This window comes from Bifidobacterium catenulatum PV20-2 (assembly GCF_000800455.1).
Taxonomy (GTDB): Bacteria; Actinomycetota; Actinomycetes; order Actinomycetales; family Bifidobacteriaceae; genus Bifidobacterium; species Bifidobacterium kashiwanohense_A.
This window is the reverse complement of record NZ_CP007456.1, coordinates 1,445,876-1,471,901: the sequence shown is the minus strand read 5'-3', so window position 1 is coordinate 1,471,901 and position 26,026 is coordinate 1,445,876. Positions and strand designations below refer to the sequence as shown.

The following is a 26,026-nucleotide window of genomic DNA, read 5'->3' as shown; positions in this document are numbered from 1 at the left end:
CCCGGACGGTTCAGATGGGCCGTCCACGCTTGTGCCGCTGCTGTTCGCGTTGCTCGGTTTCCGTTTGCTCGCGGTCGCGGGTCGTGTGGATTTCGCGTTCGATGGCGGACAGCTCGTCCTCGTACCGGTCGCACAGGGCCTCGCGGCGTTCCATCTCGCCGCGCGTCTCGGCCTCGAGGTCAGGGTCTTCCTGTTGGATCGCGTCGTGCAACGCGATGACGGCGGCCTGGAGTTCGTCGTGCGATTCGCGGACCTTCCCGCGCAGCAGCCTGAGTCCCTTGGCGCTGTCGCCGCCCGCGAGGCGGGTCCATCGGATCGCCGCGTTCAGCGCCTTCGCCTCGCCGGCGAGGCGGTCGAGGCGTCTTGCCTGCGCCTGGTAGTAGCGCTGCTGGGCGGGGCTGACCCCGTATCTGAGGGGCAGCCGTTCGGGCGTGGTCTGCGGTTCGAGCCGGCTCGTCGGCTCGCCGAACCACTGGTAGAGGCCGGGCGTCGGGGTCTTGCCGGCGTACCGGTTGGACGGGTCGAGGATGATCTGGTCGCGGTCGCGGGGCAGGAACGCGCGCAGCGTGGAGCCGCCGTCGTCCACGAGACGCTTCGCGTCGAACGTGATCTTCTTCTTCCGGTGGGTGCCTGGCAGCCACACGGTGATCGTCTTCCTGGTCTGTTTGGCGACGAGTCTGCGGTTGAATGTGATGGGGATGACGGGCGTGTGCGCGAGTCCGGCCATGATGTTCGTCATGTCGTATGCCTGGCCGAGTTTCTCGTCGCGGATCTTGAAGCCGGTGTCCTTGAGCGTGTATGTGAGGTGCCGGCCACGGACCTCGACACCGACGCCTCGGATGTCGAGCATGTCCTTCCAGTCCTCGAAGTTCTCCGCCGTGGACGAGGTCAGGTCGATCAGCATGCGGATCCGGTCCTTGACGCCCATGCCCTTTGCGGCCGCGTAGATCTCCTCCATCGACATGCCGTACCGGCGCTCCAACGGCTCCCCGCCCGAGGCCTTCCGCGTCTTCGTCGCCGGTTCGTTCGCGCTCCGCACGGATGCTTCATCGTCGCGTTCGGGATCGCGCGCCGGCGACGTTCCGTCGTCGCCTTCGGCTGTCGTACCGTCCCGCATCTTGCGCGTCTGTTCCTCCACGACGGGGTTGAACACGACGCTCAGCCCCTCGCGGCGGCATATCTCGTCGCTGACCGCGCGCCACTGGTCGATGATGTCCTTGGGCAGCTCGGCCTTCAGATGCTTCCCGTACCGGGAGGCGGCGCACACCATGATGTGGTCGTGCAGGTGGTGCCGGTCGGTGTGCGTGGCGACCACGAACTTGTATTCGCCGCCGGTGATCCGGCGCGCGAATTCCACGCCGAGCTCGTGCACCTGCTCGGGCGTTACGGGGTCCTTGGGACTGAAGCTGAGCTTGATGTGGTAGGCCAGACGGCTGTCCTTCCGGATGCCTTTCGGCGACCTGCGGTTGTCGTCGAGCATGCCTTCGGCCAGCGCGTCGTAGTCCGTCCTGGTCCGCTCGTAGTTGGAACTGACCAGTCTTCCTCCATCGGTCTTGGCGGGCTTGATGATGTACGCCATCGCCCCGTTGGGCCCGCCGAGATTCGATTTCACGGGCCTGCCGAGCTTGACCACCGCCATGCTCACACGTCCTGCTCGGCTTCGCGCCTGTCGGCGAACAGGTCGCCGAGCAGACGCTCGATGCGGTCGAACGACGCGCGGATCTCCTCCACCTGAGCGGGCGTGATGTGCTCGTTCGCATTGGCCCAGTGGGCTATCTGGTTGACGTTCACGCCGATGTGGTCGATCTCGCGCGCGATCGGCTCGGGGTCCGTCAGCGGCCTGATCTCGGTGACGTGGATGCGCCGTTCGGACAGCATCCTGCGGGCATAGGAGCTGAACGAACGGTGCTCCGGCGCGTACCTGGTCAGCTCCTCATACAGCTTCCGCACCTGCTCCCACTCGTCCTGAGTGAACGTGATTCGCTTGCAGATGTTCCGATCTCTGCCTGCTGCCCAGCTCATTCCGCACCTCTCTTGGAGGTGTGGAGTTGGGTTTTCGGGGATGCCGCGTGAGCGGTCTGGAGGCTCTGCCGACTATGGGGTACGGGTCTTCCCGGCAAGCCGATTCGCACCGCGAATCGAGTGATTGTAGCTACAATCACGTCGCTTGCTACTCCCATATCAATTTCATTGATTGGGAGCGATTTCGCACGGCATGATTGCGGAATGCCGTGAAGGATGATCGCGTTCACTCCTCGCTCCTTTCACTCATGGCCTTGAGGGGAAGGCCGGTGTCTTACGCCAATCGTCCCTCGTGGAAACGGCGATGGGTTTGGACACTTGGAGCGCGGGAAATGAAAAGGCCTCGCGAAAAAACGCGGGGTCGGCGGCGCGTCATGTCCGTCATGCATGCGGACATGAAAAAGCCCCGGCCGTCTTGGTGACGGTCGGGGCAGGGGTGCGTGGGCTCCTAGATGATTTGCATGTCGGAGCGGACGCGTTCCGCGGCGATGTCGATGTCCCCGGGCCATGAGGGCACGCCGAACGTGAGTCGCACGCGGTCGAACGTCTGCGTGTCCTTGAGCGGTTTGAACATGCCGCGTTCGACGTATCGGGACATGTCGAAGATTCCGGTCGCCCCGTCGGAACAGGTGACCTTGAGCTTGTAGCCGGGCATGGGTTCGCATTGGGTCACTTTGATTGAATAGTCGATGGTCATGTCCGTCGCCTCCTTGTCAGCGTAGCGGGTCGATTCTGAATGGATGCTCGAGGTTGAAGGCCAGATCCCAGTCGGCTTCCAGCTCTTCGGCATGCAGCAACACCCATGCCTCGACCAGTTTGCGCTGCTTGCGCGGGAAGTCTCCCTTGAATAGGTTGCCATCGAAGGTGAAGGACGCTTCGTGTCCTTGATATCTGGCGTGGATGTGCGGCGGAACATGATCGTCCGCGTTCATGGTGATGATGATTCCGAAGAACATGCTGATGACCGGCATGTCCGCCTCCTTGCTTTCGTTGTCTTCCATTCTAGGATATTTATCTTTTGACCGGATAGTCAAGCGAAAGCGCTAGCGGTGGTAGCGGGTTCCGTCATGAGAACGCGTCGAAACCTCCGGTTTCGCTGCGTGGGAGTTGACGGGTTGTCAGCCGGCCGGCCAAAAGAAAATCCTCGGGATGCGCGCGGCACCGGTGCCGAACTCCGTTTCCCGTCAGCGAGCCGTGCCCTCCGTGCCACGTGGCCCGCTCCTGTTCGTCCCACCATGCCGCGTCGTCCCAATGCGCGTCGGCCTCGTCGTATCCGACGTTGCCGTTCGCCAGAGTCGCGTACCGGTCTAAGTCGATGCCCGCCGGGCATATGGCCTCCATCTGTTCGGCGGTCGCATAGTAGATGCTGCCCAGATGGTAGGCCTCCCGTCCGGGCTCCAGGCCGTGCGCGGCGAAGTTGGTCCGCGTCGTCCCGGCGAGCTCGTCGTGCTTGGTCCGGAACCATTCCATGGCCCTGCCCTTCTCCTTCATGTCCGCGTCTCCTTTCATTCGAACGGTTCGTCGGTGAACCACCAGTCCCTGATGACGAGCATCCAGTCGTTCCTTTCGAGCAGTGGGTCGAGGTCGTCGGGCGTGACGATGCCACCCGCGTGGTTGACCCATGCGCTCTTCTCGATGCTGCATGGCGGCCATCCGCCGTCGTCGCCCCTGACGGCGTAGCAGTGCCATCCGTCGGGGATGTCGTGCGTGTGGAGACGCACGTCGCTCCACATCGCGTCGACGCGTCCCTCGTCGGTCTCGAAGACGACGTGCTGCAATTCCATCGGTTCCATCTGCATGGTTCCACTCCTTGATGTCTTGCCGGCCTTTCCGTTTTCCTTTCGCCGGACATGGGGCAGCCTCGCAACACCGCCGCGCGATGGAGGACGCGTGGGCCGTGCCCGCTTCGGGATAATCGGGCGAAGCCCTCCCGGAGCGAGGCATGGAACATGCAGGTCCGAAGACGCGGGTGCGGGGTTGCGATGATGAACCATGGCCGGCCGACCGTTCCCTTCCAGGCGCCAACGCCTGGAAATCCCGGAAGGGTCGGCGATGATCGCGCGCGGCCCCCGAGGGCCACGCTCCGTTTCCGGCGAAGCTAGGATCACACGCGTGTGATCCTTGGCGGAGCCCGACTGTCCAAACCGGTGCGCATCCGATCGCGCGAACATGGTTCCAGCCGGATCGAAACCGGGAACCGATGAAAACAAGACTGGAAAGGAACACGACATGGCATCCGATTACGTGGACGACTTCCTGCGCGACGAACGCGAGTCGTTCAAACGCAAGGAGACGGCGGCGAAGAAGTTCGACAACCGCCTCGACAACTTCCGCAAAAGCGCGCAGGCGCTGCGCGACGCGGCGAGGCAATTCGAGGAGGCGTTCCCCGGCATGAGCCGGACGATGATCGCGGACAAGCTGGCGATGACCGGAACGGAGAAGAACATCGCGTTCGATGCTAAGGGCGAGCTCGTCGCCGCGCCGGCCGGAAGGAAAACCCCGCCCGCCGAACCCGAACCGGAAACCGTCGCCGAATCGGATCCGGAGACGACCGGATCCGACGTCCAGGCCGCGGACGACGAGACCGCCCGCAGGAGCCCGCAGCCGAACCCGACACCTCGGACGACGGACGGCCCGCATGGGCGTCCGGCAACTACTGATGATCGGACGTGATGCGAGATGCGACTGATCATCGCCGAGAAGCATTCGGTCGGCCAGGCGATCGCCCAGGCGGTCGGCGGTCACGCGGAAAAACACGACGGCTACATCCAGGTCGGCGCCGACCTGGTCACCTGGGCGCAAGGACACCTCGTCGACCTGGCCGCGCCCGACGAATACAAGAATCACGATTGGGGAAAGTGGAGCCTCGACACGCTGCCCATCGACCCGACACCCGACTGGCAATGGAAGGTCAGCCGGGACAAGGGCGCAGACCGCCAGTACAAGGTCGTAACGGGACTGATGCGCCGCGACGATATCGACATGCTTGTCGACGCGTGCGATCCCGACCGCGAGGGCGAGGCCATCTTCCGCAGGATCGTGGCGCATGTAGGAGTCTCCAAGCCGATGCGACGCCTGTGGGTCGCGAGCCTGGAGGAGGACGCCATCCGCGACGCCCTCGCGTCCATGAAGGACGAGACGGAATACCAGGGGCTCGCCGATTCGGCGATGATCCGCGCGAAGGCCGACTGGCTGATCGGGATGAACGCGTCGCGCGCCTATTCGCTCGTCTACAACGCGAGGTTCACAGTCGGCCGCGTGCAGACGCCCACGCTCGCCATGATCGTGGACCGCGACAGGGACATTACCGGCCACGTGGCCCGACCGTACTGGAAGGTCGTCGCCCCGATGGGCGGATGGAAGCTGGCCGGCGAACGCCTGGACAAGCGGGAGGACGCCGAGACGCTGCTGCGGATCGTCAACTCGGACGACTTCACCTTCAAGATCCTCAAGGCCGACCGCAAACAGCAGCACGACGCGCCGCCCCGCCTGTACGACCTGACCGGATTGCAGAAGGACATGAGCCGGCTGCACGGCCTGACCGCCGCCCGCACCCTGGCCGCCTTGCAATCCCTGTATGAGAAAAGACTGGCGACGTATCCGCGCACCGACTCGCAGTACATCACGCACGACGACCTGGACACGCTACGCGGCCTCACCGAAGGCGACCGCCTCGTTACCGGCTTCATCGAACCGTCCGCGAAACCGGAACGTCCGCGTCTCGAACTGACCGTGGACGACACGAAGGTCGCCGGACACACCGCCATCCTTCCCACCATGCAGGCCGGCAAGGCGACGCTCGACGAACTCGGCGACGACGAACGCCTCGTATTGATTCGCGTGGCGCGTCGCATGTGGGAGGCCGTGGGCGACGACTACGTGCACGACGTGACGAACGTCGTCGCGGACATCGACCCCGCCTGGGGCGAACGGCACCCGACGGACGGCACGACGCTCGACGAATCGCAGACCAGGTTCGCCAGCCGGTCAGACCAGCCCGTCTCCCTCGGCTGGCATGCCATCGAACATGACGGGCCGCAGGAGGAACACGACAATGACGAGGCTGCGGGCAACATCATCCCCGCGAACCTCGTCGTCGGGGTCTCCATCGCGCCCGTTCCGCAATGCGGTGCGACATTGTCCGAGGGAAAGACGAAGCCGCCGAAGCCGTTCAGCGAGGCGACGCTGCTCGCCGCGATGGAACACGCCAGCCGATGGGTGGAGGACAAGGAGCTCAAGGCCGCATTGGACGACGACGAATCCCATTCCGGAGGCATCGGCACCCCGGCCACCAGGGCCGACGTGATCGAGAAACTGATCCGCACCGGATACGTGGAACGCAAGGGCAAGCAGCTGCGCTCCACCAAACAGGGACAGTCCCTGATCGACGTGGTTTCACCGAGGCTCAAGGACGTGGCGTTGACCGCCGACATGGAACGGCAGCTTTCGGAAGTCGAACACAATCATGCCGATCCTGCGCAGGTCGAAACGGAATTCCGTGGTCTCGCGGCGGGCATCCCGGCCGACGCACAGGGCACTGTGCGGCAGGACCATGTGCAGACGAGGACGCGGAGCACGGAATCGTTCGGCGACTGCCCACGCTGCGGCAAACCCGTCATCAAAACGGGCAAGGTGTTCCAATGCTCCACCAACCGACGCGAGAAACAGCCCGACGGCACATGGAAGACCACGGAAGGATGCGGCTGGCGCGCCTGGACGACCATCGCAGGCAAGACCGTCACCGACTCCGCCATGCGCAGGCTGCTCGCCGGACAGAAGATCAGCCTGAAGGGCTTCACCTCAAGGAAGGGCGGCAAGTTCGACGCCACGCTCCTCATCGACAAGGACAAGGGCGTCGCATTCGACTTCGGCAAATAAAGAAAGGAAATGCTCGACCGGCTCGTCAGGCCGACGACAATTCGCAGGAACCGAACGAGTGGACGAAACACGGCGCACGCGCCCGCGTTCCATGAAACGCCGGATCCGACCTGCCGAAACCAGATTATACTAAAGGTATAATCACGGTTCGCGCAGGCGGGCCCGGCGTTTTCTGTATCCGGGAGGAGTCATGACGGAAGAGGATTGGAGCGAGGCGAAGGCGTGGGCACGGGCGACACGTGAACGTATCGGCATGACCCAGCACGACGCGGCCGTGCTCACGCACCTCACCGTGGACATGGTCAAGAAATACGAGTCGGAGAAATACCGGCTCCAGCCCTCTGAGAAAATGAAGGCCATGCTCGAATACTATCTCGCCGAGCACAGGCGAGCCGTGGCGGCCATCGTGGAACGGCATAGGGGAGAGGAGAAGGCCGTGCTCTCGTTCTCCCGCGTCTCCGACCTGCCCGAGGGGCTGCCCGATTGGGTCAGGGCCGAGGAGTCCGTGAAGCGCCGCGACGCGGCCGTGCGCGAGGCCGCCGCGCTGCTCGAGGCGGAAGGCGTGGCCGTCACCTACACCTACATGCCCGACGAAACGGAATAGAAGAGAGAAGGAAGGCTGATCATGTTTGGACTCTATATGCTCGCGATATACCTGGGTGTCGCCATCATCGTCGTGGGCGTCGTCGCCCTGCTTGTCATCGTCGCGTTGGCGGTGGGGTTGGTCACGCATCCCATCCGCACGCTCGCGCTGGTGTTCCACAAGCTCTCCGCGCTGGCCGCCGGCCTGGCATTGATCCTCGCATTGATCTCCTGGTTCTGGACCGATCACGCCAAGCCGGACTTCATCCCGTGCTTCTGGGGATCCATCGGCGTGATCGTCGGTTCCATAATCATCCGTGCCCTGGCCGAATGGGTGCTCGAACGGCCAACCAGGGCCGAACGTCGCGCCATGGAACGGGCTGCCGCGCAGATCCCCGGTGAAACGACTATGTAGCGACTGCGATAATGGACTGTGCAACCGGAACACGAAAAGAGGATCATCGATGGCCAATCCCGAACTATCGCGGCGCATCCGCGCCCTTCCCGACGAACTGAACGGCCTTGAGAGCGAACAGGGAACCGCTGAACGTCTGCGGCGGATCGATGCATTGAAGGACCGGGCCCACGCGCTGGAGCCGTTGGATGGCGTCGAGGACATGGCGCTGGCGGATTACGATCGCGACTGGCTGGTGCGCTACACCTACAACTCGAACGCCATCGAGGGATCCACGCTGACCTTGGAGGACACGTCGCTGGTGCTGGAAGGCGAGTTCGTTCCCTCGGACTCGCCGGCCAGATACGTGTTCGCGGCGCGTGGTGTCGCGGATGGCATGGCCTACGTGCGCGAATACGCCAAAGAGGGGCGGAAGCTGGACGAGGAACTGGTCCGTCGCGTCCACGAGGTGACCGCGCTGGATCTCCAGCCGTTCGCCCGTGGCGCGTTCCGTCCCTACGGTTATCTGGCGAGGATCACCGCGACCCGCGTCAAGACAGCCGACCCGTTGGAGATCCACGACAACCTGCAAGCCCTGATCGACGGATTGGACGGAAGCGACGCGCACCCGCTGCTCAAGGCCGCCGGATTCCACGCGATGTTCGAGAACATCCATCCGTTCATGGACGGCAACGGCCGGACGGGACGCCAGCTGCTCAACTTCATACTGCTCGGGCATGGATACCGTCCCGTGGCCATCAAATACGATGCGGGCCGGGCCTACGCGCGTAGTCTGGAAGCATGGCAGGTGGACGGCGATCCCACATCGTTCTGCTCCACTTTCCTTGACTGCGTGGAGCAGGAGGAACGCGCTTTCATCGATCTCGTCGAGGCCCTGCGTCGTGAGCCGGAGGAGGGAAAGAGTCAATCGATTCATAGTGGGACGGATTCTCATAACAAGCTTGTCGAGGCATTGCATGGGGATCTCGTCCAGGGCGAAAGTCACGACGGTAAGAACGGAGTCAGACAGAACGTCCCCTTGCGGAAACTGGAAGATCGAGGTCAATCGGAATGACGAATCTGGGGGAGCAACAACTGGACGAAGTCAAGCATGCGGCCACTACAGCGCTCATATGCATATATCTATTGCTTGTTGGACTGGCGGGTTTTCTTCATAAAGTGCCGACGGTCCTTGGCGAATGTGCATGTGCTATCGTGCATGTGTTGTTGTTCCTGCCCTTTTCCCAACCGATTTTCTTCCTCTTGTTCTCCCCCAGAAAGGAACCCCTCAGCGACAAGTATCTTCTTCTGGGAAGAATCATAGGGCTTATAAAACAAGTTACATCCCTCATCATGTTTTTTGCCGGGGGATACTTTGGCTGGCTAATTAGTTCTCAGCTCGACGACCTCGGTAAAAAACTCAGTGCTCTTGACAAGACCTATGCGGACAAGGGCATCTCTTTGGATGAGAAGAATGCTGCCGTTAAACAGGCGGCATCCGACATGCAAAGCTTCATTAGCGATCAGGCTAATCTCATCTTCTCATTCATGTCGATCATCATTGCCGCCTGGCTCTGTTTGCTTGCAGTTGATCTGATGAGAGGGTATATAGATGGTGATCTGATGAGTACTTTCCGGGGCTTTGATTCCCTCAGCGCCAACGAGTCACTCGCTCCCGAAAACTGCGAATATGACGGATGCGTCAGACTCATTCCGTCGCGAGCATATTTCTGGTACCGCAAGATAGCGGAGCGTATAGCAGAGATGTCTTTCGTGTGGTTCCTTTTCTATCTCTTATGCTTTTTTCTTCTTGCGTATTCGAAGTTTGATGGGGCGTTGCAGGAGCTTCATGTCCAGTTCGATGAATGGTTTTCAGCGCAGATGAATCGACTGTGCGGATTAGCTCTGTCGTGACAGGTATACGTCGTGCGATTAGAATGAGAAGCCAATTCATCATCGAACCGTCAGCGATGCAGGATTGGGGGAATCAATGAAAAGGACCGTTTTTGTCACGGCGAAAATATGCAGTCGTTTCTTCAATCTCATACATACCGGGGAAAAACGATACGAAGTGAGATCCGCGCCTTTCGAGGATGCCCAGGTAATCGTGTATGTAAGCGCCGAGGATGGTTCGTTTCTCGGGATGTGCGAAATTGCCGAGACAATGATGTGCGATCGTCACAATGATTCCGAGACTATAAAACTCTCCGGTATTTCGAGGGAAGAGTTCTATGAGCTGTTTCCTCCCATCGACAGGGGAGGAGCTTCAAAGCTATGGATTGCGCGCATAGGCATGCCGATCAATAAGGAACAGTTGTTAAAGGGGCGAAACAATGAATAAGACGGAGATTATGGATCCGATGCAGGAGGTTCTTTTTTCGTCGTTGGATCTGGAGGATCCGTTCTTCAGAAGCCTTCGTGACTCCTACGATGACTTTGAACGCTGGTTCAAAAGGAAAAGCGATGCAGGAGAGAGAACTCTAGTGGCCAGGGAGCCGCAGGGCGGAAAACTGATCGCCATGCTCTACCTGAAAACAGAGGACGGCATTGAACCGGGGGTGACACCTGAGCTCTCTGGTCCCCGCTTAAAAATCGGTACTTTCAAAGTCGATCTCGACCATCACACTAGTCTCGGCAAAAGGCTGCTGGCCATCGCATTGAGGAGGTTCGCAAAAAGCGGCCTTCCACGCATCTATATCACGATGCATGACAATGACGGCACGAGGGGCCTCCGAAGACTGCTCAAACAATATGGGTTTAACCATATCGGGATGAAGAGAGGGGAGGAGGTCTGGGAAAAGACAAGACCATCTAGAGAAGAGAACGACCCATACAGGTCTTTCCCGTTTCTCACCTCGACGAATCAAAAGCACTACGTCCTTGCCATCCGTCCCGAATATCATCAACGAATGTTTGTGGAACGGCTCAGAACTGAGAAGAGCATACCGATCGAGGATGAAATCTGCACCAATACGTTGGAGAAGCTCTATCTGTCGGGCGCATTAAATGCGTCGTTTCTCATGCCCGGTGACCGCATCGCCATTTACAGAACCAGCCCTAGGGGAAGTTCTGCAGAGTTCACTTCGGTCATAAGCTCAATTTGCACCGTCACTGAGGTTCGGAACATCCATTCATTCCGAACGAAAGAGGAGTTCTTTTCCTTCATCAAGGGCCGCAGCGTTTTCACCAATGAAGAGTTGGAACAGTTCTGGAATAGAAAAAGATACCCCTATATTATCTGCATGCTTTATAATTTCCCGCTGAAGCGTCACCCTATTCGCAAGACCCTCATTGAGGAGGGGGTCATCAACAGATCGACGAGGCTGGTCTGCGAGCCGATTGATGGCAAACGTTTCGGAAGAATACTTACCTTGGGAGAAGCCGATGAAAGCTATGTTGTCGATTAAGCCCGAATATGTGGATAGGATCCTATCCGGTGAGAAAACCTACGAGTTCCGTCGACGTATCTTCAAACGGCCAGAAGTGGATACCATTGTGATCTACGCGACGAGCCCTCAGTGCAAAGTCGTGGGCGAGGTGAAAATCGACGGCATCAAAACCGCGGATCCCGAAAGTATCTGGCTCCAGACGGGAAAGGAAGGCGGTATCAGCAAGGAGCGGTTCATGGACTATTTCGATGGTCGTGACGTCGCCTACGCAATCAAGCTTGGGAAGGTGAAACGGTTTGTCCGACCGCGTCCGTTGTCCTACTATGAGCCGCAGGTTCATAGTGCGCCGCAATCATTCGTGTATATCGATTGATGGACAAGGAAACAACCCGAACTCGGTTATGTGGAACAGGAGGAACGCGCTTTCATCGATCTGGTCGAGGGGCTGCGCCGGAAACCGGAGCCGAGCCAGGGCATTCGCAGCAAAACGGATCTGCTGGACAAGTTCGGCGAAACGTTGCAGAAGAACCTTGACCAGTGTGATGAGGGAGGTAAAAGCGCCGGAATCGGCCCGGTCGCGCCGAGACGCCACCTGAACCGTTAACGCGCCGGAATCGGACTGGAATAACCGAGATTTTTCTATCCCGCATCATTGCCCATTTGATTTTTCTTATCGGGACGCCGGTCTGTCGGCCATGCCATTACTCATCCCGCCAATGGTATCAAGAGCGGAATCAGGCGCGGCTCCGTCTAAGGGCCGTCGGTTTTGCTAGAATCTAAAGAGAAAAGGAGGTGCAATGTTCGGAACGATATCTGAATCCGAGATGCGCCGCCGCACGGAGAACGTCGGACTGTCGGTGCAGTCCGTGCGGCTGGAAGGCGGTGACGTGACGAGGGCCTTCATACGCGATGCCGGAGAATATGCGCGGGGGAGCATCGGCAGCGCCGAGCTTCTTTCCCGCACCCGTCGCCGTTACGGATTGGAGTGACGATGGAGCGTGTCTTCGATCCCTACCTGATTCCAGGAACGAACGTGCTGCGGAACTTTGTGGGCGCCACGGACGAGGATGCGTTGGCGGCTGCGGAGAACGATCTCTGCTCCGCCCGTGCCGCCATTCTGAGAGAGGATCTCCCTCCTGCGGAGGGGACGCTGGAACAGCTTCGCCGCATACACCGGTTCCTCTTTCAGGACGTGTACGACTGGGCGGGGGAGATACGAACCATCGACATGGGCAAGGGCGAGGGACTTCCCTTCCAGCCATTGGAGCTGTTCAGCATGGGGGTTCGCTACTCCGAGGAGGTGCTTCGCGCCGACGATCTTCTCAAGGGTCTCGGCCATGACGAATTCGTAAAGCGTCTGAGCGTCAGCTACAACAACTTCAACATCCTTCACCCGTTCCGTGAGGGCAACGGACGGACGCAACGCATTTTCTGGGAGATCATCGCGCGCGAGGCCGGCTGGCATTTCGACTGGGGACTCATCGACAAAAGGACGAACGATCAAGCCTCGATCGCGGGGATGCAGCGAAACGATCTGCGTCCTCTCGAGGATATGTTCAGAAGAATCGTCAAGCCGTTGTCAGAACCGTTAACCATGTCGAATGATCTGGCCCATCTTGGTGAATATGCGCAACCGGCGAACACGGCATACGACATGTCTCTCGCACAGAGACAACATGTGTGCGAGCATTACTCCTATCAGCGTGCCATCGTTCCTCCAGGGCAGGAAAAGCCGAAACTCAGGCACAGGTCGAGATGATTTTCGGATAACGCCTCACGTATCTAAGTGTTGCGACGGCAGATGCCGCAACGCTTAGATGCGTGGGCCTGTTCCGTTTGATGCCGGTCTCCACCGGTTTTGGTTTTTCATTATTTCGGTTTTTCGGTTTTTCGGTTTTGGGTATGCTTATCCGGACTGGCTCCGCCCGTCTCCGTCGTCTTCGAGCTCTTCCAGTCTTCTTCGGAGTCCGGCGACGGTCTGTCGCAGCTGGTCGATTTCCTCTTCCTTCTGGGCTATCTGCGCCTTGATGCCGGCCGGATCCCCGGCGGGGAGATATTCGAGCGCCAGTCGTTCGGCGACGTCGCGCCTGTGTCTCGGCACCACGCGTTGGTAGCATCGGACGGCCACGTCGACGTCCACATGGCCGAGCTCGTCCATGGTCTCGCGCAGTGTGCCGCCCTGGATCATGAACATCGTCGCGTGTGTCGCGCGCAGGGAGTGGAACGTCACGTCCTCGCGGTTGATTCTTTTCCTCGCGGTGCGGAACTGCCGTTGGATCGTCGTCGGGTTCAGGACCCGTTCCGGGTGCCTGATCGCGTGGAAGAGCATCGTGTCGGGATCCCTGTCGGGACAGAACCTGTCGATATGTTCCCTGATGAGACGGCAGACCGGTGCGGGGATGGGTACGACTCGGTGGCTTTCCGGGGTCTTCGTCTCGTCGAGCCGGTATTCGCCCAGATCGTCCGGACCTTGCGTCACGGAATGCCGCACGTACAGCAGTCTGTGGTCGAGGTCGATGTCCCTGAGTTGCAGTCCGCAGACCTCTCCGATGCGCAGCCCGCCCACCAGCAGCGCGAGATGGATCGACAGGCGGTAGTATTCCGGGAAGCCCTCGACCAGCGTGTCGATCTCCTGCCTGGTCATCGGCGCCTGCTCGCGTCTTTTGGACGGTCTCTTCCTCGTGACGAGATTGCATGGATTCGAGGACAATAGCGGCGGACCTCCGTCCGGCTGCCGCTCGGTCGCGGCCCTCATCAGGCGCTTGAGCAGCCAGACCGCGTGCTCGAGCGCGGAGGGACGCACCTCGTCGCATGCCTTCGCGTACCATTCGTTGACGAATTCCTCGGTGATGTCGCACATGGGCGTCTCGCCGAACCAGGGGAGCAGTTTGTCCAACGCCGCCTTCTGGATCCGCTTGCTTCTGCCGCTCAGCTCCGACCCGTCCTTCTTCCGCAGGTTGGCGACGAAACGCGTCGCGTATGAGGAGAACAGGACCCTGCCGTGCATCGTCCTTGCAGACGGGTGCGTCCACCTGCGGATTCCCTTTTTATGGTCGATGACGAGCGCGTGCTCCTCGTCGAGCCAGCGGTACGCCTCGGTCTGGAATTCCAATCCGAATCGGCGGTAGATTCTTTGCCTGGGATTGACGGGACTCTGGTATCGGGCCTGCCAGGAGACGATCCTTCCGTCCGCGTCCTTGCAGGCGACGACGCATCCCCATTTCCGTCTTTTCCTGTCTCCATTGGACATCGGTTGTTTTGTCTTTCTCTACTTCTTGAAAAACCATTAGAAGAAAGAGTAATTGCCTACGCCGGTGATTTTGAATAAGGTGCTATCCTTCGACCGTGGGGATCTATCTTTCGGGAAAATCGGGATTGTTCAGGGCTCTTGGAGTGGTTTTGACTGGAATTTCAACAATCTTCAGTGATCTGTTTCCTGATGTCACATCCCAAAGAAGAAGCATCATGCGCATGTCACCTTCGGAGGTGCGCATGATGATGGTAGTCATGGTTTCAAGTGTCTCATGGGCTTGAGACCGGACGGTGGGTGCATGAGCTATGCTCCTTGTGGGGCCTGCCCGGTTGTGGATTGGCTACAATGTATTAGACAGTCCGATGAGGGACGAATGACATGGGATTGGAGGCCGACGATGGCCGGCCCGAAGCATCCCCGCCACTACGATGAGGCGTTCAAGCGGCAGATCGTGCAGTTGTACGAGAGCGGCAAGCCTTCCCGGGAGATCAGGGCCGGGTACGACATCGCGCGATCGATCCCGCGGCGCTGGGTCCAAGGCATCCGCGACAGCGGCTCCACCCGGGCCGCGGACAACCTCACGCCCGGGCGGAACGAGCCGGTCGAGCTGAGGAGGCGCGACCGGCGGTTGGAGATGGGGGTGGACGTTTTAAAACAAGCGGCGCCGGTATTCGCACGAAAGTAGCAGTGATACGGGCCAACGCCTCCCGTTATCCGATATCGGCGCAGTGCAGGATACTGGGCGTTCCCCGCTCCACCTACTATTGGATGATCGGACATCCCGAAGCCGAGCGGGTGGATCCGATCGCCGGCGACGTGCGCGCGGTCTGGCGCGACAGCCGCGAATGCTACGGTGCCAGGAAGATCAAGGCCGCTCTGGGAAGGAGGGGCGTCACCGCGTCCAGGAGACGTATCGGCAACATCATGCGCGAACAGGGCATGACGAGCGCGTACGCGCGCAGACGGTCCGAACCGCACAGGACGCGGGCCGACGAGGCGAAGCTCGCGAACCTGTTGGACCGCGAGTTCGAAGGCTACGCCCCGCACACGCACCTGGCGAGCGACCTTACCTACGTGAGGGTCGGCAACGGGTGGGCGTACGTGTGTCTGCTGGCCGGCCTGGCGGACAGGGGCATCGTCGGCCATTCCGTCGGGCGGACCCGGGACGCAAGCCTGGTATTGGGCGCGTTCGCCACGCTCGACTTCCCGCTGACGGACGTCCAGGTGTTCCACACGGACCGTGGAAGCGAGTTCGACAACACGAGGATCGACGAGCTGCTTGACGTGTTCGGCATCAAAGGATCGCCATCTCGCAAGGGCAATCCCTACGGCAACGCCGTGGTCGAGTCGACGGACAGGCTGTTGAGGAAGGGGCTCGTGTACCGGAACAGCTACACCACGGTCGGGCAGCTGAGGCATGGCCCGACGACTACGTGTGGTGGTCCGACAACCAGCGGCTCCACTCCACCCTCGGATACCGGAGCCCGAAGGAATTCACCGAACAGGGACTCGTCCTCTAAGGACCTGTCCAACACACCGTTGCCAATCCACAAAGCCAAAAACGACCAAACGTGATTATCATCGGAGGTGCGCATGATGATGGTAGTTATGTTTTTAAGTGTCTCATGGGCTGAGACCGGGTGGTGATGTCTGATTGCAGGAATGCGGGTTGTGATTAGGGGCATGGGGTGGCCGACCACCAAGATTGAGACCAATGCATTGGGTAACGATGTGGCGAGCGGTTCCGGCATTCTGCCGTTGGACCGTGACTGAGATGCCGTGTTCTTCGATAATTTGTGTCACGTTGGCCCTGTAGATCCAGTTCTCGCCACAGTAAGCACCTGACATTTCACCAAGGGCGGCTTATAATGGTGGAATCAGCATATAGAGATTGGGGTTACAGGAGGGTGATTGTGGAAAACAAAGGTTGGAGAATTTTCCAAATCATTCAATTCATATTGTTCTTATGCATTAGTGTATTCCTTTTTATAAGAACAGTGGACGGGCATGGAACTGTACAGACACTAGGAGTAAAGCTGATTAGTTTTTCCGTATGGGCGCTTTTCTACCTCGGTATCTTAGCCATAGAGTGGTTGATTTACTGTATTGTCCGACATGCTAAAAAATAAATTGATATACGAATTAATAAAAATTTTATATTTGATTTTTGATTATCCGCATGAACACTATACTTTCAAACATTTTGAAGTATAGAAAACCATTCATTCTACCACGAATTTACCACGATTGAATGAGCCTTGATATGACCTATAAAATAACCCCAAAAAGACATCATTATACCTAAATGGTGTCTTTTTAAAAAGCAGTCAATCCTAAGACTAACTGCTTTGTGAGTGGATATGAAATTGTCAAACTAGAAGCTGTTTATTTTTCTTTTTAGGTTTTGGCGTTGGTAGCTCATCATACATCACATCAAATAACTCCGTCAGAAAATCTTTATTATCAACTTCTTCCACCAATAACATTTCTTTGGCATTTTCGTATGGAATTTCATAAGTAACTGTTGGCATATAAGAAATTGCGGACTTTGTTGGTTTTACAAGCAACCTATCATCATATATACCGCCAACGATTTTTCCACGATAATAGATAATAAATTCTCCCATCATTGCACGATATGTTATTTCTTGTAATTCTGATAGTTGTTCTAAAACAAATTGTAAATATTCTTTACTTGACGCCATTTCTAAATTTCCAATCTTGAATTTTGGCTTATCGATGTTCTGGATGGTTCAAGGTTATATGTTGTTTTGAGATTACCATATCTGACATGGCAGTCGAATTGGGTGAAATCAATCTGTACTGCAACATAGTCGAATCCGTCATCGCCATACAGACGGATTCGACTATTTCTTTCACGCAGACAATAAGCGAAAAACCTTCAACGACATTCTCAATAACGTAAAACAGACATAGTCAAAATCTGAGCAATCAACGGCGATGGTGAAACCCGTGACCTTACACTGCACATACAGTTCCCAACACGCCAGACGCTTACGATTATGACCACATCAACTTCGCAGAATACTCACGAAACAGATACCGCAAACAACGCATCATGCACCACCATCAGCACCATTCTCACACTGTCCATACCAACGTTCGGGCAACTTATCGCCGAACCAGCATTCGTGCTCATCGACACCGCCGTCGTCGGACATATTGGCGGGCAGGCGCTCGCCGGTCTGTCGGTCGGGTCAACCATTGTGCTCACTGTTGTGGGGCTATGTGTGTTCCTTGCGTATAGCACCACCTCGCAGGTGGGACGTCTTTTGGGTGCCGGCAAACGGAGTGAAGGTTTGGAAGCAGGCATTGATGGCCTGTGGTTGGCTGGAATCATTGGCGTGGTGGTGTCTGTGGCGCTGTCCGTTATTGCACGCCCATTGTGCACGGCCATGGGAGCCCATGGGAGTGTACTGCATAACGCGGTTGACTATGTTCGCGCAGTGGTGTTCGGCATTCCCGGCATGTTGCTGGTGTATGCGGCCAACGGTATTTTCCGCGGACTGCAGAAGGTTCGCATCACGTTGATAGCTGCTATGGTGGGTGCGATACTCAATACGTTGCTGGACCTGCTGTTTATTCTCGGATTCGGTTGGGGTGTGTTTGGTTCTGGGGTGGCCACGCTGATCTCGCAATGGTTCATGGCAGTGGTGCTTATTGTTCCTGCGGTGTTGTGGACTCGTGCGGAAGGTGCCCGTTTGCGGCCGCGTTTGTCAGGAGTGTTGAACAGTGCTGGCGATGGTGCGGTGTTGTTTTTGCGTACGCTTGCGTTGCGCGCATGCTTGGTGGCGAATGTGGTGCTGGCCACGCATATGGGTGTGGAAGTGTTGGCTGCATATCAGGTGGTGAATTCCAGTTGGAATTTTGTGTTGAACATGCTTGATGCCATTGGTATTGCCGGTCAGACGTTGGTTGCCGCGCAAATTGGTGCACGTCAAGAGGACGAGGCCATGCGTTTGACGAGAATCGCTGGCAAGGCAGGATTATGCGGAGGAACGGTAATCGGTATTGGTTTGATGATTGCCGGATGGTGTGCGTCCTCGCTGTTTTCGCAGTCTACTGAGATTCAGCATTTGCTCACCGTCGGCATGATGGTTGTTGGTATGACATTGCCATTGGCTGGTTGGATGTGGGCTGTTGATGGCATTCTGATTGGGGCAGGGGATTACCGGTATCTTGCCTTGACGTGTACGGCGACGGCTGCAATATATGTGCCCTGTCTTGCTGCGATTGGTTGGATATGCGATGCGATGCAGGCTTCTTCCGCGCTGCGTATGGCATTGCTGTGGTCTGCCGTGAATCTGCTATTTATAGGATTGCGTGCCATTTTCAATGGTTTCCGTATCGGAACCTCCACATGGTTGCATATCGCACGTTGAAATCAGCTTGTGAGATACGATCAACGGTAGAGCGTCAGATGATGTCGAAATGCTTAAGTGCATTCCAAATACCATCATGATCGACATCGTCGGTAATGTAATCGGCGACTGCTTTCGGCTCCTCGGTCGCATTGCCCATGGCCACGCCGATGCCAGTGAAACGTAGCATATCCACGTCATTGCCGCCATCGCCGAACGAAATCGTCTGTTTCCTCGACCATCCATAATGGTCGAGGAAACGCTGAATGCCGCGATTTTTGCCGCCGTCAGCGGGAATCAAATCAACGAAATCCGGATGCCAGCGCACACCGCGCGTATTCGGCAACAGCGACAGCAATTCAGTCTCCTGATCACGGCTGATATATGGGCTCATCTGGAATGTTTCATGTTCCGCCGTGCGCACAAGTGGATCGTCGAAGAACACGTCCGGTGCGGTTTTACCCAAGCTTGCCCACGTGCGGCGCATCTGATCGTTGCTGTGGTTGAAATACACGTAATCCTCTTCGCCGATGCAGGCGACGATGTCCTCATGCTCATCCAGCCAACGTACGATCGTGGCCACATCGGTTGAGTCAAGCGTCTGCTTTTCCAAAAATCCGCTGCTGTCAATGCAGTACTGGCCATTGAACCCGACAATGCCATCGAAATCGACGGGAATGGTATCCAACACGACATTCATCTGCGCAGGAGGACGACCGGTGCAGATGAAAATCTTGACGCCATTGGATTGCAACGCGTGCAACGCGTCAATGGTGGATTGCGGCACGACATGCGTGGTGAAGCTCGTCAACGTTCCGTCGATATCGAAAAACGCCGCTTTGATGTCGATTGCGGTCATGGAAAACACCTTCCGAATATGTGATTTCGTAATTGCTCGCTCGTTTCAGTGTAGGGAGCGGACATGATTGCCGACACACCCGTGCATGTCACTATCACGCATGATTCCATGCATTCCGGAGGATTGATGAAAATGCTGGAATCATTGCGATTGAACGCCCGCTATAACGAACTCCGATAAGGCAATTTTTAGGTTTCGGCGTCTCGCAGCGGAAGCGTCGCGTATGGTTGGACACGACGCGATGGCATGCAGCTCATCGAAGACACGTTGGAAACCATGCAAAGCAATGAGGAAGAAGAAGAGAGGATTCATCATGGCAGAAGCAAATCAGCAGCCGGCAGGATTGCCGGAAGAACCGGTCCGCGTCAATCACACGGTACGTAACATCATCATCGCCGTCGTGGTGGTCGCATTGGTCGCGGTCGGTGCATTCTTTGGAGTTCGTGCGTTCAACGGATCCGACAGGACCGCGGAGAAGGGAACCGAAGCCAACCCGGTGAAGATCGGTGTGGTGGGCGCCACCGATCCGCAGTGGGTGGAATTCAAGAAGCAGGCTGAAAAGCAGAACCTGTACGTTGATATCGTTGATTTCCAGGATTACACTTCCGAGAATCCGGCCGTCGACTCCGGTGAGCTTGACCTCAACGAGTTCCAGCACCTGCTGTACTTGGCTAACTACAATGTGCAGAATAACAAGGATCTGCAGCCGATCGGCGGTGTGGCAATCTACCCGCTCGGCGTGTATTCCACCAAGTACAAGAGCATTGACGAGATTCCTGAAGGCAGCACCATTCCGATTCCGAACGACGAGACCAATCAGGCCCGCGCCATCGGCGTGCTCAAGGCTGCAGGCCTGGTGACGATGAAGGGCAATTGGACGCCGTTCTCCACTCCGCAGGACATCGACGAATCCAAATCCAAGGTCAAGGTCACCCCACTGAAGGCGGAGCAGGTCGCCAACTCCCTGAAGGACCCGCAGGTCGCGGCAGGAGTCATCAACAACGATTATGTCGCCGACGCCGGTTTGAAGGCCACCGACGCCATCTATCAGGATGACGCCGAATCCGAAGAAGCCCGCCCGTACATCAACATCTTCGCCACCCGCAAGGCCGACGTGAACAACGAGGTCTACAAGAAGGTCGTTGAGATCTTCCAAACCACGAGCGTGCTTGACAAGCTGCAGGAGAACTCCGGCGGCACTGCGGTTCTGGCCGACAAGTTCAGCACATCCGAACTTCAGGACTACCTGAAGACGATCGAACAGGAAGCCAAGGACGCCGAGTAAGTCCTTTTCGGAAAGCTCCCTCCAAGGAGGGGGCTTTCCTATATGTGCAACCAACGTCAGGCGTGGTTGTATGGTCAAGGGTTGAAAAACCATTAATGAAAGCGGCAGTATGACAGAACACACACCGATCATCACGTTCGACCATGTGGTCAAGGAGTTCCGACAGCGCGGCAGCGGCACTGACGGCGGCAAACGCGGCACGACCGTTGCCCGCGCCGTCGACGATGTGAGCCTCACCATCAACGAAGGTGACATTTTCGGCATCATCGGCTATTCCGGAGCCGGCAAATCCACATTGGTGCGCTTGATCAATGCTTTGGAAAAGCCGACATCGGGCACTGTCACGGTACTTGGCACCGAAGTGTCGTCGCTCAGCGAATCCAAGCTTCGCCCGATCCGACAGAAAATCGGCATGATCTTCCAGCAGTTCAACCTATTCTCCACCAAAACAGTGGCGCAGAACATCGCCTATCCGTTGCAACTCGACCATTGGCGCAAGGATTATCAAGACAAGCGCGTGACGCAATTGCTTGACTTCGTGGGCTTAAGTGACCATGCGAACAAATATCCGTCGCAGCTTTCGGGCGGCCAGAAGCAGCGTGTCGGAATCGCCAGGGCGTTGGCCACGAATCCTAAGATCCTGCTTGCCGACGAGGCGACTAGCGCTTTGGATCCGGAAACCACCACGGAAGTATTATCGCTGCTTAAACGAGTCAATGAGGAAATGGGCATCACCATCGTGCTCATCACCCATCAGATGAACGTCGTGCAGCAGATCGCCAACCGTGTGGCGGTCATGAGCTCCGGCAAGGTAGTGGAATCCGGCAGCGTCTACGACGTGTTCGCGGCCCCTCGACAGCCAGTGACCAAACGATTCATCTCCACCGCCATCAGCGGTATTCCGGAAGAGTCGCGCATCAACACCATGCATGAGGAAAATTCCGGGCACATCGTCACCGTGCTTATTCGACAGCATGACGTCGAAGAGCGTGAAGACGGTACCGTCATCGCGGCATCCGGACAGAACATTTCACAACTCATCGCCAAACACAGCGTACGGAGCAGCCTGCTGTACGGCGGCATCGACACCGTCAATGGCGTGGCCATCGGAGCGATCACCTACGAATTCGGCGGAGACAATGTCAAATCGTTCCTGAACGAACTGGCGCAAAACAGCGATATCGTCGATTTCGGCACCGCAGCACAGCCGACACCATACGAACAAGCCCTCATCAAGACCGGACAGGAGCAGGCATGACACAGATTGAAGGCGTAACCCTCGCAAGTCGCAGCGACTGGACGGTACTACGTCCGCTCCTGTTCGAATCCATCGGGCAAACCTTGGAAATGGTGCTCGTAACCATGATCGTGGGCGGTATCCTCGGACTGATCCTCGGCGTGGTGCTCTACGGAACGCGTCCCGGCAACCTATTCGAAAACGCAGTTGTCTACCGCATCCTCGACGTGATTGTGAACATCATTCGACCAATACCGTTCATCATCTTCCTCGCAGCCATGCAGCCACTGACCATCAAAGTCATCGGCACCTCCATCGGCACGGCCGCCGCGATCTTCCCAATGATCATCATGTGCACCATGGCCACATCCAGGCTTGTCGAACAGAATCTGGTTCCCGTCGACTCCGGTGTGATCGAAGCAGCACGAGCCATGGGAGCCTCGAAATTCACCATCGTGCGTACCGTGCTTATTCCGGAGGCGCTCGCGCCTCTGATTCTCGCCTACGCATTCCTGTTCATCGGCGTGCTCGACATGTCGGCTATGGCCGGATACATCGGTGGCGGCGGTCTAGGTAATTTCGCCATTGCCTACGGATACCAGAAATTCGACCAGACTGTGACTTGGACGGCGGTAATCATTATGATTGTGCTTGTTCAGGTGGTGCAGGGCGTCGCCAATGCCATCGCGAAGCACCTGCTGAAACGCTGACAGCAACGGTGAAAGCCGCTTAAGGGAGAAAAGAAACCAAGGGATTCGCACAAGATGATTGAACATGTCGAAATCACGCCGGAACTCATCGAAATCCGCCATTACCTGCATGCCCATCCGGAGCGCAGCTTCAAGGAATTCAAAACAAGCGCCTACATTGAGCAACTGCTCAGAGCACACGACATCGAAATCCTGAACAATCCGCTCGAATCAGGTGTGGTCGGACTGATTCGCGGAGAACAACCCGGACCGCGCATCGCATTGCGCGCCGACATCGACGGCCTTCCCATTCAGGAAGACACGGGATTGCCGTTCTCCTCGGTCAACGATGGAGTGATGCACGGCTGCGGCCACGACCTGCACATGTCATATCTGCTGGGAGCGGCATTCTGGCTTGCCAAACACCGCAAACAGATCAAGGGATCCATCAAACTGCTGTTCCAGCCGTCCGAAGAAACAGGCACCGGCGCGCGCGCCATGATCGACGCAGGACTGCTGGCCGACGTTTCCGCCATCATCGGTGCGCACAACAATCCAAACTATGCGCCCGGGCAGATCGCCATCGGCCCCGACCCTATGATGGCCGGATGCGTGAAATTCCACGTTACGCTCCACGCTACGGGCACGCATGCAGGGTACCCACACAAGGGCACCGGTCCTATCGAAGCGCTCGCCACGATGATTCTCGCATTGCAGACCATCGTGAGCCGCAATGTGTCTCCATTCCATCCGTTGGTGTTGTCCATTACCGAACTACACGGCGGCCACGTGTGGAACGTGATTCCAGACAAGGCGAGCTTCCAAGGTACCGTCCGTTACTTCCACAAATCCGACGGCATCATGGTAGGTGAACGCTTCAAGGAACAGGTCAACGCCATCGCAGCCGGTTATGGCATCACTGCCGACATCGACTGGGATGATTTTCAGGATCCGCTGGTCTCCGACGAGGGACTGTCGAAGATCGTGGCCGATGACGTGCGCGAGTATGCGCAGCTTGAGCCGATTCATCCGTCGATGGCGGGAGAGGACTTTTGCGAATACGCCAAAGTCACATTGCCCGTGTTCGCCTTTATCGGATCCAATGGTGAGGAAGGATGCCCTGATTGGCATAGTCCGAATTTTGTGGGATTGGATGAATCCTTGCAGGCAGGTGTGGAATTCTATGCCAATGCGGCGCTTACCGTGTTGAACGAACTTGCGTAAGCTGGTTGGATTTCGTTCAATCCTTCTGCAAACCGATATGAATGCAGCGCCCATCGGCACGCATGTGGTTTTTCTTGCCACATGCGTGCCGTTTGCATGTTTGATACGTAAATCGCAATACACTAGACAACTATGACAAACATTCGCTTCGCCCTCGCCCAAATCGATACTTGTGTGGGAGATCTTGACTCCAACGCAGACAAGGTCATGCATTATGCGCATCTTGCAGCCAACAACAATGCGCAAGTCGTGGTTTTTCCTGAAATGACGCTTACTGGCTATCCGATTGAAGATCTCGCGTTGCGGGCTACCTTCCGCAAAGCCGCGTGGAACAAAGCCAACTGGCTTGCTACTGAACTGGCTGCCGATGGGCTTGGCGACCTGTTTGTGGTGGTTGGCACGGTCGGCACTGATCGTGAAACATCTAAGCCGCGTAATCGACTTGTTGTATTGCATGATGGCGTGGTTTGGGCCGGCTATGACAAGCACTTCCTGCCCAACTACGGTGTGTTTGACGAATTCCGCATTTTCAGTCCTGGCGATAAGTCCATGGTGCTTGATGTGGATGGCGCACGTATTGGTGTGGCTATTTGCGAAGATATCTGGCAGGATGGCGGTCCTGTGTCAGAACTTGCCGATCAGCATATTGATTTGCTGCTTACCATGAATGGTTCTCCGTATGAGGAGGGTAAGACTGATACTCGACTCGATCTTGCGGTACGCCGTGCGGCTGAAGTGAACGCACCGATGATCTACCTCAATCAGGTGGGTGGCCAGGACGATCTGGTGTTCGATGGCGGCAGTTTCGTGGTTGACGCTGACGGTACGCTGCTGGAATGTTCTCCGATGTTCATGGAGGATTTGAGCTTCTTCGATTTGGACACTGCCTCCGAACATCAGCAGGTTGGTGTTATCGCGGCCAAGCCTGATCCGGATGAGGAAGTGTATACCGCTTGTGTGCTCGGCTTGAAGGATTACATGGCCAAGAACCATTTCAAGGGCGTGTGCTTGGGCTTGTCTGGAGGTATCGACTCCGCATTGGTGGCTGCCATGGCTGCTGATGCCGTGGGTGGATCCAATGTGTATGGCATTTCCATGCCGAGCATGTATTCGTCTGATGGTTCGAAGGATGATGCTGCCGATTTAGCGAAGAATATTGGCGCACACTATGATATTCAGCCTATTGAGCCGCTGTTCGTCTCCTTCCAAAAGCAGCTTGATCTTGAAGGTGTGGCTGCTGAAAATTTGCAGGCGCGTATTCGCGGCGTGATCGTTATGGCGTATTCGAATTCCAAGGGACTTCTGGCTGTCGCCACCGGCAACAAGTCGGAGCTTGCCTGCGGTTATTCCACCATTTATGGTGATGCAGTCGGCGGATACGCTCCGATCAAGGATCTGCTGAAGACTCGCGTGTGGGAGATTTCCCGCTGGCGTAACAAGGCTGCCGCCGAGGGCATGGGCATCGGCGGACTGCATGTTGTGGGCAACGAACAGGGCTCTAAAGGAACGCCATTGCCGGATGGCGTGATGATTCCCGTCAATTCGATCGAGAAAGCCCCGTCCGCCGAGCTTCGCCCAGGGCAAAAGGATTCCGATTCGCTGCCGGAGTACGAGCTGCTCGACCAAGTGCTGGCCATGTACATTGAACATGCGCATGGTCGTGAGGATCTTCTCGCCGACGGTTTCGATGAAACCACCGTCGACACGGTTATGCGACTGGTCGATCGTGCCGAATGGAAGCGTCGTCAATATCCGCTTGGGCCAAAGGTGACGGCATTGGCGTTCGGACGTGACCGCCGCTTGCCGATCACTAACGCATTCCGCGAATAAAA

At 57.2% G+C, this 26,026-nt stretch carries 31 protein-coding genes; 21 read left to right on the top strand and 10 right to left on the bottom strand.

What is annotated here, in order from left to right; genetic code table 11:
• Positions 1–10 precede the first annotated feature (10 nt).
• From AH68_RS06585 to AH68_RS06555, 6 genes are all read right to left on the bottom strand, one after another.
• Positions 11–1,639 carry a relaxase/mobilization nuclease domain-containing protein gene (locus AH68_RS06585; protein WP_039198709.1) on the bottom strand — a complete coding sequence of 543 codons (1,629 nt, stop codon included), beginning with the start codon at positions 1,637–1,639 and terminating at the stop codon, positions 11–13.
• Between the two features lie 2 nt (positions 1,640–1,641).
• Positions 1,642–2,022, bottom strand: a complete 381-nt coding sequence (locus tag AH68_RS06580) for a MobC family plasmid mobilization relaxosome protein (RefSeq protein ID WP_039198708.1) — start codon at positions 2,020–2,022, stop codon at positions 1,642–1,644.
• Positions 2,023–2,470: 448 nt separating this feature from the next.
• On the bottom strand, positions 2,471–2,719 hold the full coding sequence (locus AH68_RS06570; protein ID WP_014760414.1) for a DUF2442 domain-containing protein: 249 nt from the start codon (positions 2,717–2,719) through the stop codon (positions 2,471–2,473).
• Positions 2,720–2,735: 16 nt separating this feature from the next.
• Entirely contained in the window at positions 2,736–3,023 is a 288-nt protein-coding gene (locus AH68_RS06565; RefSeq protein ID WP_039198702.1) for a DUF4160 domain-containing protein, read from the bottom strand.
• Positions 3,024–3,087: 64 nt separating this feature from the next.
• Entirely contained in the window at positions 3,088–3,513 is a 426-nt protein-coding gene (locus tag AH68_RS06560; protein ID WP_236682369.1) for a hypothetical protein, read from the bottom strand.
• Between the two features lie 14 nt (positions 3,514–3,527).
• Positions 3,528–3,821 (bottom strand): LPD28 domain-containing protein, encoded by a 294-nt coding sequence (locus tag AH68_RS06555; RefSeq protein WP_039198700.1) that lies wholly within the window; start codon positions 3,819–3,821, stop codon positions 3,528–3,530.
• A 430-nt stretch (positions 3,822–4,251) separates the two neighbouring features.
• Between AH68_RS06555 and AH68_RS06550 the strand changes: the two genes are divergently transcribed.
• The 12 genes from AH68_RS06550 (at position 4,252) to AH68_RS06495 (ending at position 13,024) form a co-directional block, all read left to right on the top strand.
• The gene (locus AH68_RS06550; protein WP_236682368.1) at positions 4,252–4,695 is read left to right on the top strand and encodes a gas vesicle protein; all 444 of its coding nucleotides are present in this window, start codon (positions 4,252–4,254) and stop codon (positions 4,693–4,695) included.
• Between the two features lie 6 nt (positions 4,696–4,701).
• Positions 4,702–6,900, top strand: coding sequence for a type IA DNA topoisomerase (locus tag AH68_RS06545; protein WP_039198697.1), 2,199 nt, complete (start codon positions 4,702–4,704; stop codon positions 6,898–6,900).
• Between the two features lie 190 nt (positions 6,901–7,090).
• On the top strand, positions 7,091–7,504 hold the full coding sequence (locus tag AH68_RS06540) for a helix-turn-helix domain-containing protein (protein WP_039198695.1): 414 nt from the start codon (positions 7,091–7,093) through the stop codon (positions 7,502–7,504).
• Positions 7,505–7,525: 21 nt separating this feature from the next.
• Complete coding sequence (locus AH68_RS06535) at positions 7,526–7,897, top strand: hypothetical protein (RefSeq protein ID WP_039198693.1); 372 nt, start codon at positions 7,526–7,528, stop codon at positions 7,895–7,897.
• 49 nt (positions 7,898–7,946) lie between these two features.
• Positions 7,947–8,951 (top strand): Fic family protein, encoded by a 1,005-nt coding sequence (locus AH68_RS06530; protein WP_039198690.1) that lies wholly within the window; start codon positions 7,947–7,949, stop codon positions 8,949–8,951.
• Entirely contained in the window at positions 8,948–9,790 is an 843-nt protein-coding gene (locus AH68_RS06525; RefSeq protein WP_039198689.1) for a hypothetical protein, read from the top strand. The genes AH68_RS06530 and AH68_RS06525 overlap by 4 nt, the downstream gene beginning before the upstream one ends.
• Before the next feature lie 76 nt (positions 9,791–9,866).
• Positions 9,867–10,217: a hypothetical protein gene (locus AH68_RS06520; protein WP_039198686.1), complete on the top strand. Its 351-nt coding sequence runs from the start codon at positions 9,867–9,869 to the stop codon at positions 10,215–10,217.
• Positions 10,210–11,283, top strand: coding sequence for a GNAT family N-acetyltransferase (locus AH68_RS06515; protein ID WP_052189178.1), 1,074 nt, complete (start codon positions 10,210–10,212; stop codon positions 11,281–11,283). The genes AH68_RS06520 and AH68_RS06515 overlap by 8 nt, the downstream gene beginning before the upstream one ends.
• Positions 11,261–11,638, top strand: coding sequence for an ASCH domain-containing protein (locus AH68_RS06510; RefSeq protein WP_039198684.1), 378 nt, complete (start codon positions 11,261–11,263; stop codon positions 11,636–11,638). The genes AH68_RS06515 and AH68_RS06510 overlap by 23 nt, the downstream gene beginning before the upstream one ends.
• Positions 11,639–11,668: 30 nt before the next feature.
• Complete coding sequence (locus AH68_RS11275; protein WP_039198681.1) at positions 11,669–11,869, top strand: hypothetical protein; 201 nt, start codon at positions 11,669–11,671, stop codon at positions 11,867–11,869.
• A 193-nt stretch (positions 11,870–12,062) separates the two neighbouring features.
• The gene (locus tag AH68_RS06500; protein WP_004222561.1) at positions 12,063–12,254 is read left to right on the top strand and encodes an antitoxin VbhA family protein; all 192 of its coding nucleotides are present in this window, start codon (positions 12,063–12,065) and stop codon (positions 12,252–12,254) included.
• 2 nt (positions 12,255–12,256) lie between these two features.
• Entirely contained in the window at positions 12,257–13,024 is a 768-nt protein-coding gene (locus tag AH68_RS06495; protein WP_039198676.1) for a Fic/DOC family protein, read from the top strand.
• A 147-nt stretch (positions 13,025–13,171) separates the two neighbouring features.
• Here AH68_RS06495 and AH68_RS06490 read toward each other — a convergent pair whose 3' ends face one another.
• On the bottom strand, positions 13,172–14,515 hold the full coding sequence (locus AH68_RS06490) for a tyrosine-type recombinase/integrase (RefSeq protein ID WP_032744195.1): 1,344 nt from the start codon (positions 14,513–14,515) through the stop codon (positions 13,172–13,174).
• A 103-nt stretch (positions 14,516–14,618) separates the two neighbouring features.
• Positions 14,619–14,774 (bottom strand): hypothetical protein, encoded by a 156-nt coding sequence (locus tag AH68_RS10895; protein WP_162859208.1) that lies wholly within the window; start codon positions 14,772–14,774, stop codon positions 14,619–14,621.
• A 141-nt stretch (positions 14,775–14,915) separates the two neighbouring features.
• Here AH68_RS10895 and AH68_RS11020 point away from each other — a divergent pair, with 141 nt between their 5' ends.
• From AH68_RS11020 to AH68_RS11270, 3 genes are all read left to right on the top strand, one after another.
• Positions 14,916–15,203 carry an IS3 family transposase gene (locus tag AH68_RS11020; RefSeq protein WP_039198673.1) on the top strand — a complete coding sequence of 96 codons (288 nt, stop codon included), beginning with the start codon at positions 14,916–14,918 and terminating at the stop codon, positions 15,201–15,203.
• Between the two features lie 2 nt (positions 15,204–15,205).
• A complete protein-coding gene (locus AH68_RS10360; RefSeq protein WP_236682367.1) occupies positions 15,206–16,093 on the top strand; it encodes an IS3 family transposase in 888 nt (295 codons plus the stop codon).
• A 293-nt stretch (positions 16,094–16,386) separates the two neighbouring features.
• Positions 16,387–16,647, top strand: coding sequence for a DUF3923 family protein (locus tag AH68_RS11270; RefSeq protein ID WP_052189177.1), 261 nt, complete (start codon positions 16,387–16,389; stop codon positions 16,645–16,647).
• Between the two features lie 240 nt (positions 16,648–16,887).
• On the opposite strand, the gene AH68_RS06470 is transcribed toward AH68_RS11270, so the two are convergent.
• Positions 16,888–17,223, bottom strand: coding sequence for a TfoX/Sxy family protein (locus AH68_RS06470; RefSeq protein ID WP_039198670.1), 336 nt, complete (start codon positions 17,221–17,223; stop codon positions 16,888–16,890).
• A gap of 318 nt (positions 17,224–17,541) precedes the next feature.
• Between AH68_RS06470 and AH68_RS06465 the strand changes: the two genes are divergently transcribed.
• The gene (locus tag AH68_RS06465; protein WP_039198669.1) at positions 17,542–18,921 is read left to right on the top strand and encodes an MATE family efflux transporter; all 1,380 of its coding nucleotides are present in this window, start codon (positions 17,542–17,544) and stop codon (positions 18,919–18,921) included.
• 34 nt (positions 18,922–18,955) lie between these two features.
• Here AH68_RS06465 and AH68_RS06460 read toward each other — a convergent pair whose 3' ends face one another.
• Positions 18,956–19,759 carry a Cof-type HAD-IIB family hydrolase gene (locus AH68_RS06460; RefSeq protein ID WP_039198667.1) on the bottom strand — a complete coding sequence of 268 codons (804 nt, stop codon included), beginning with the start codon at positions 19,757–19,759 and terminating at the stop codon, positions 18,956–18,958.
• A 313-nt stretch (positions 19,760–20,072) separates the two neighbouring features.
• On the opposite strand from AH68_RS06460, the gene AH68_RS06455 reads away from it, so the two are divergent.
• The 5 genes from AH68_RS06455 to AH68_RS06435 all read left to right on the top strand — a co-directional run bounded on the left by AH68_RS06455 (position 20,073) and on the right by AH68_RS06435 (position 26,024).
• Positions 20,073–21,044 carry a MetQ/NlpA family ABC transporter substrate-binding protein gene (locus tag AH68_RS06455; protein ID WP_039199933.1) on the top strand — a complete coding sequence of 324 codons (972 nt, stop codon included), beginning with the start codon at positions 20,073–20,075 and terminating at the stop codon, positions 21,042–21,044.
• Between the two features lie 109 nt (positions 21,045–21,153).
• Complete coding sequence (locus tag AH68_RS06450) at positions 21,154–22,302, top strand: methionine ABC transporter ATP-binding protein (RefSeq protein WP_039198665.1); 1,149 nt, start codon at positions 21,154–21,156, stop codon at positions 22,300–22,302.
• The gene (locus AH68_RS06445) at positions 22,299–22,991 is read left to right on the top strand and encodes a methionine ABC transporter permease (protein ID WP_039198663.1); all 693 of its coding nucleotides are present in this window, start codon (positions 22,299–22,301) and stop codon (positions 22,989–22,991) included. The genes AH68_RS06450 and AH68_RS06445 overlap by 4 nt, the downstream gene beginning before the upstream one ends.
• Before the next feature lie 54 nt (positions 22,992–23,045).
• Positions 23,046–24,194 carry a M20 metallopeptidase family protein gene (locus tag AH68_RS06440; RefSeq protein WP_039198661.1) on the top strand — a complete coding sequence of 383 codons (1,149 nt, stop codon included), beginning with the start codon at positions 23,046–23,048 and terminating at the stop codon, positions 24,192–24,194.
• Between the two features lie 132 nt (positions 24,195–24,326).
• Positions 24,327–26,024, top strand: coding sequence for an NAD+ synthase (locus AH68_RS06435; RefSeq protein WP_039198658.1), 1,698 nt, complete (start codon positions 24,327–24,329; stop codon positions 26,022–26,024).
• Positions 26,025–26,026: the final 2 nt, after the last annotated feature.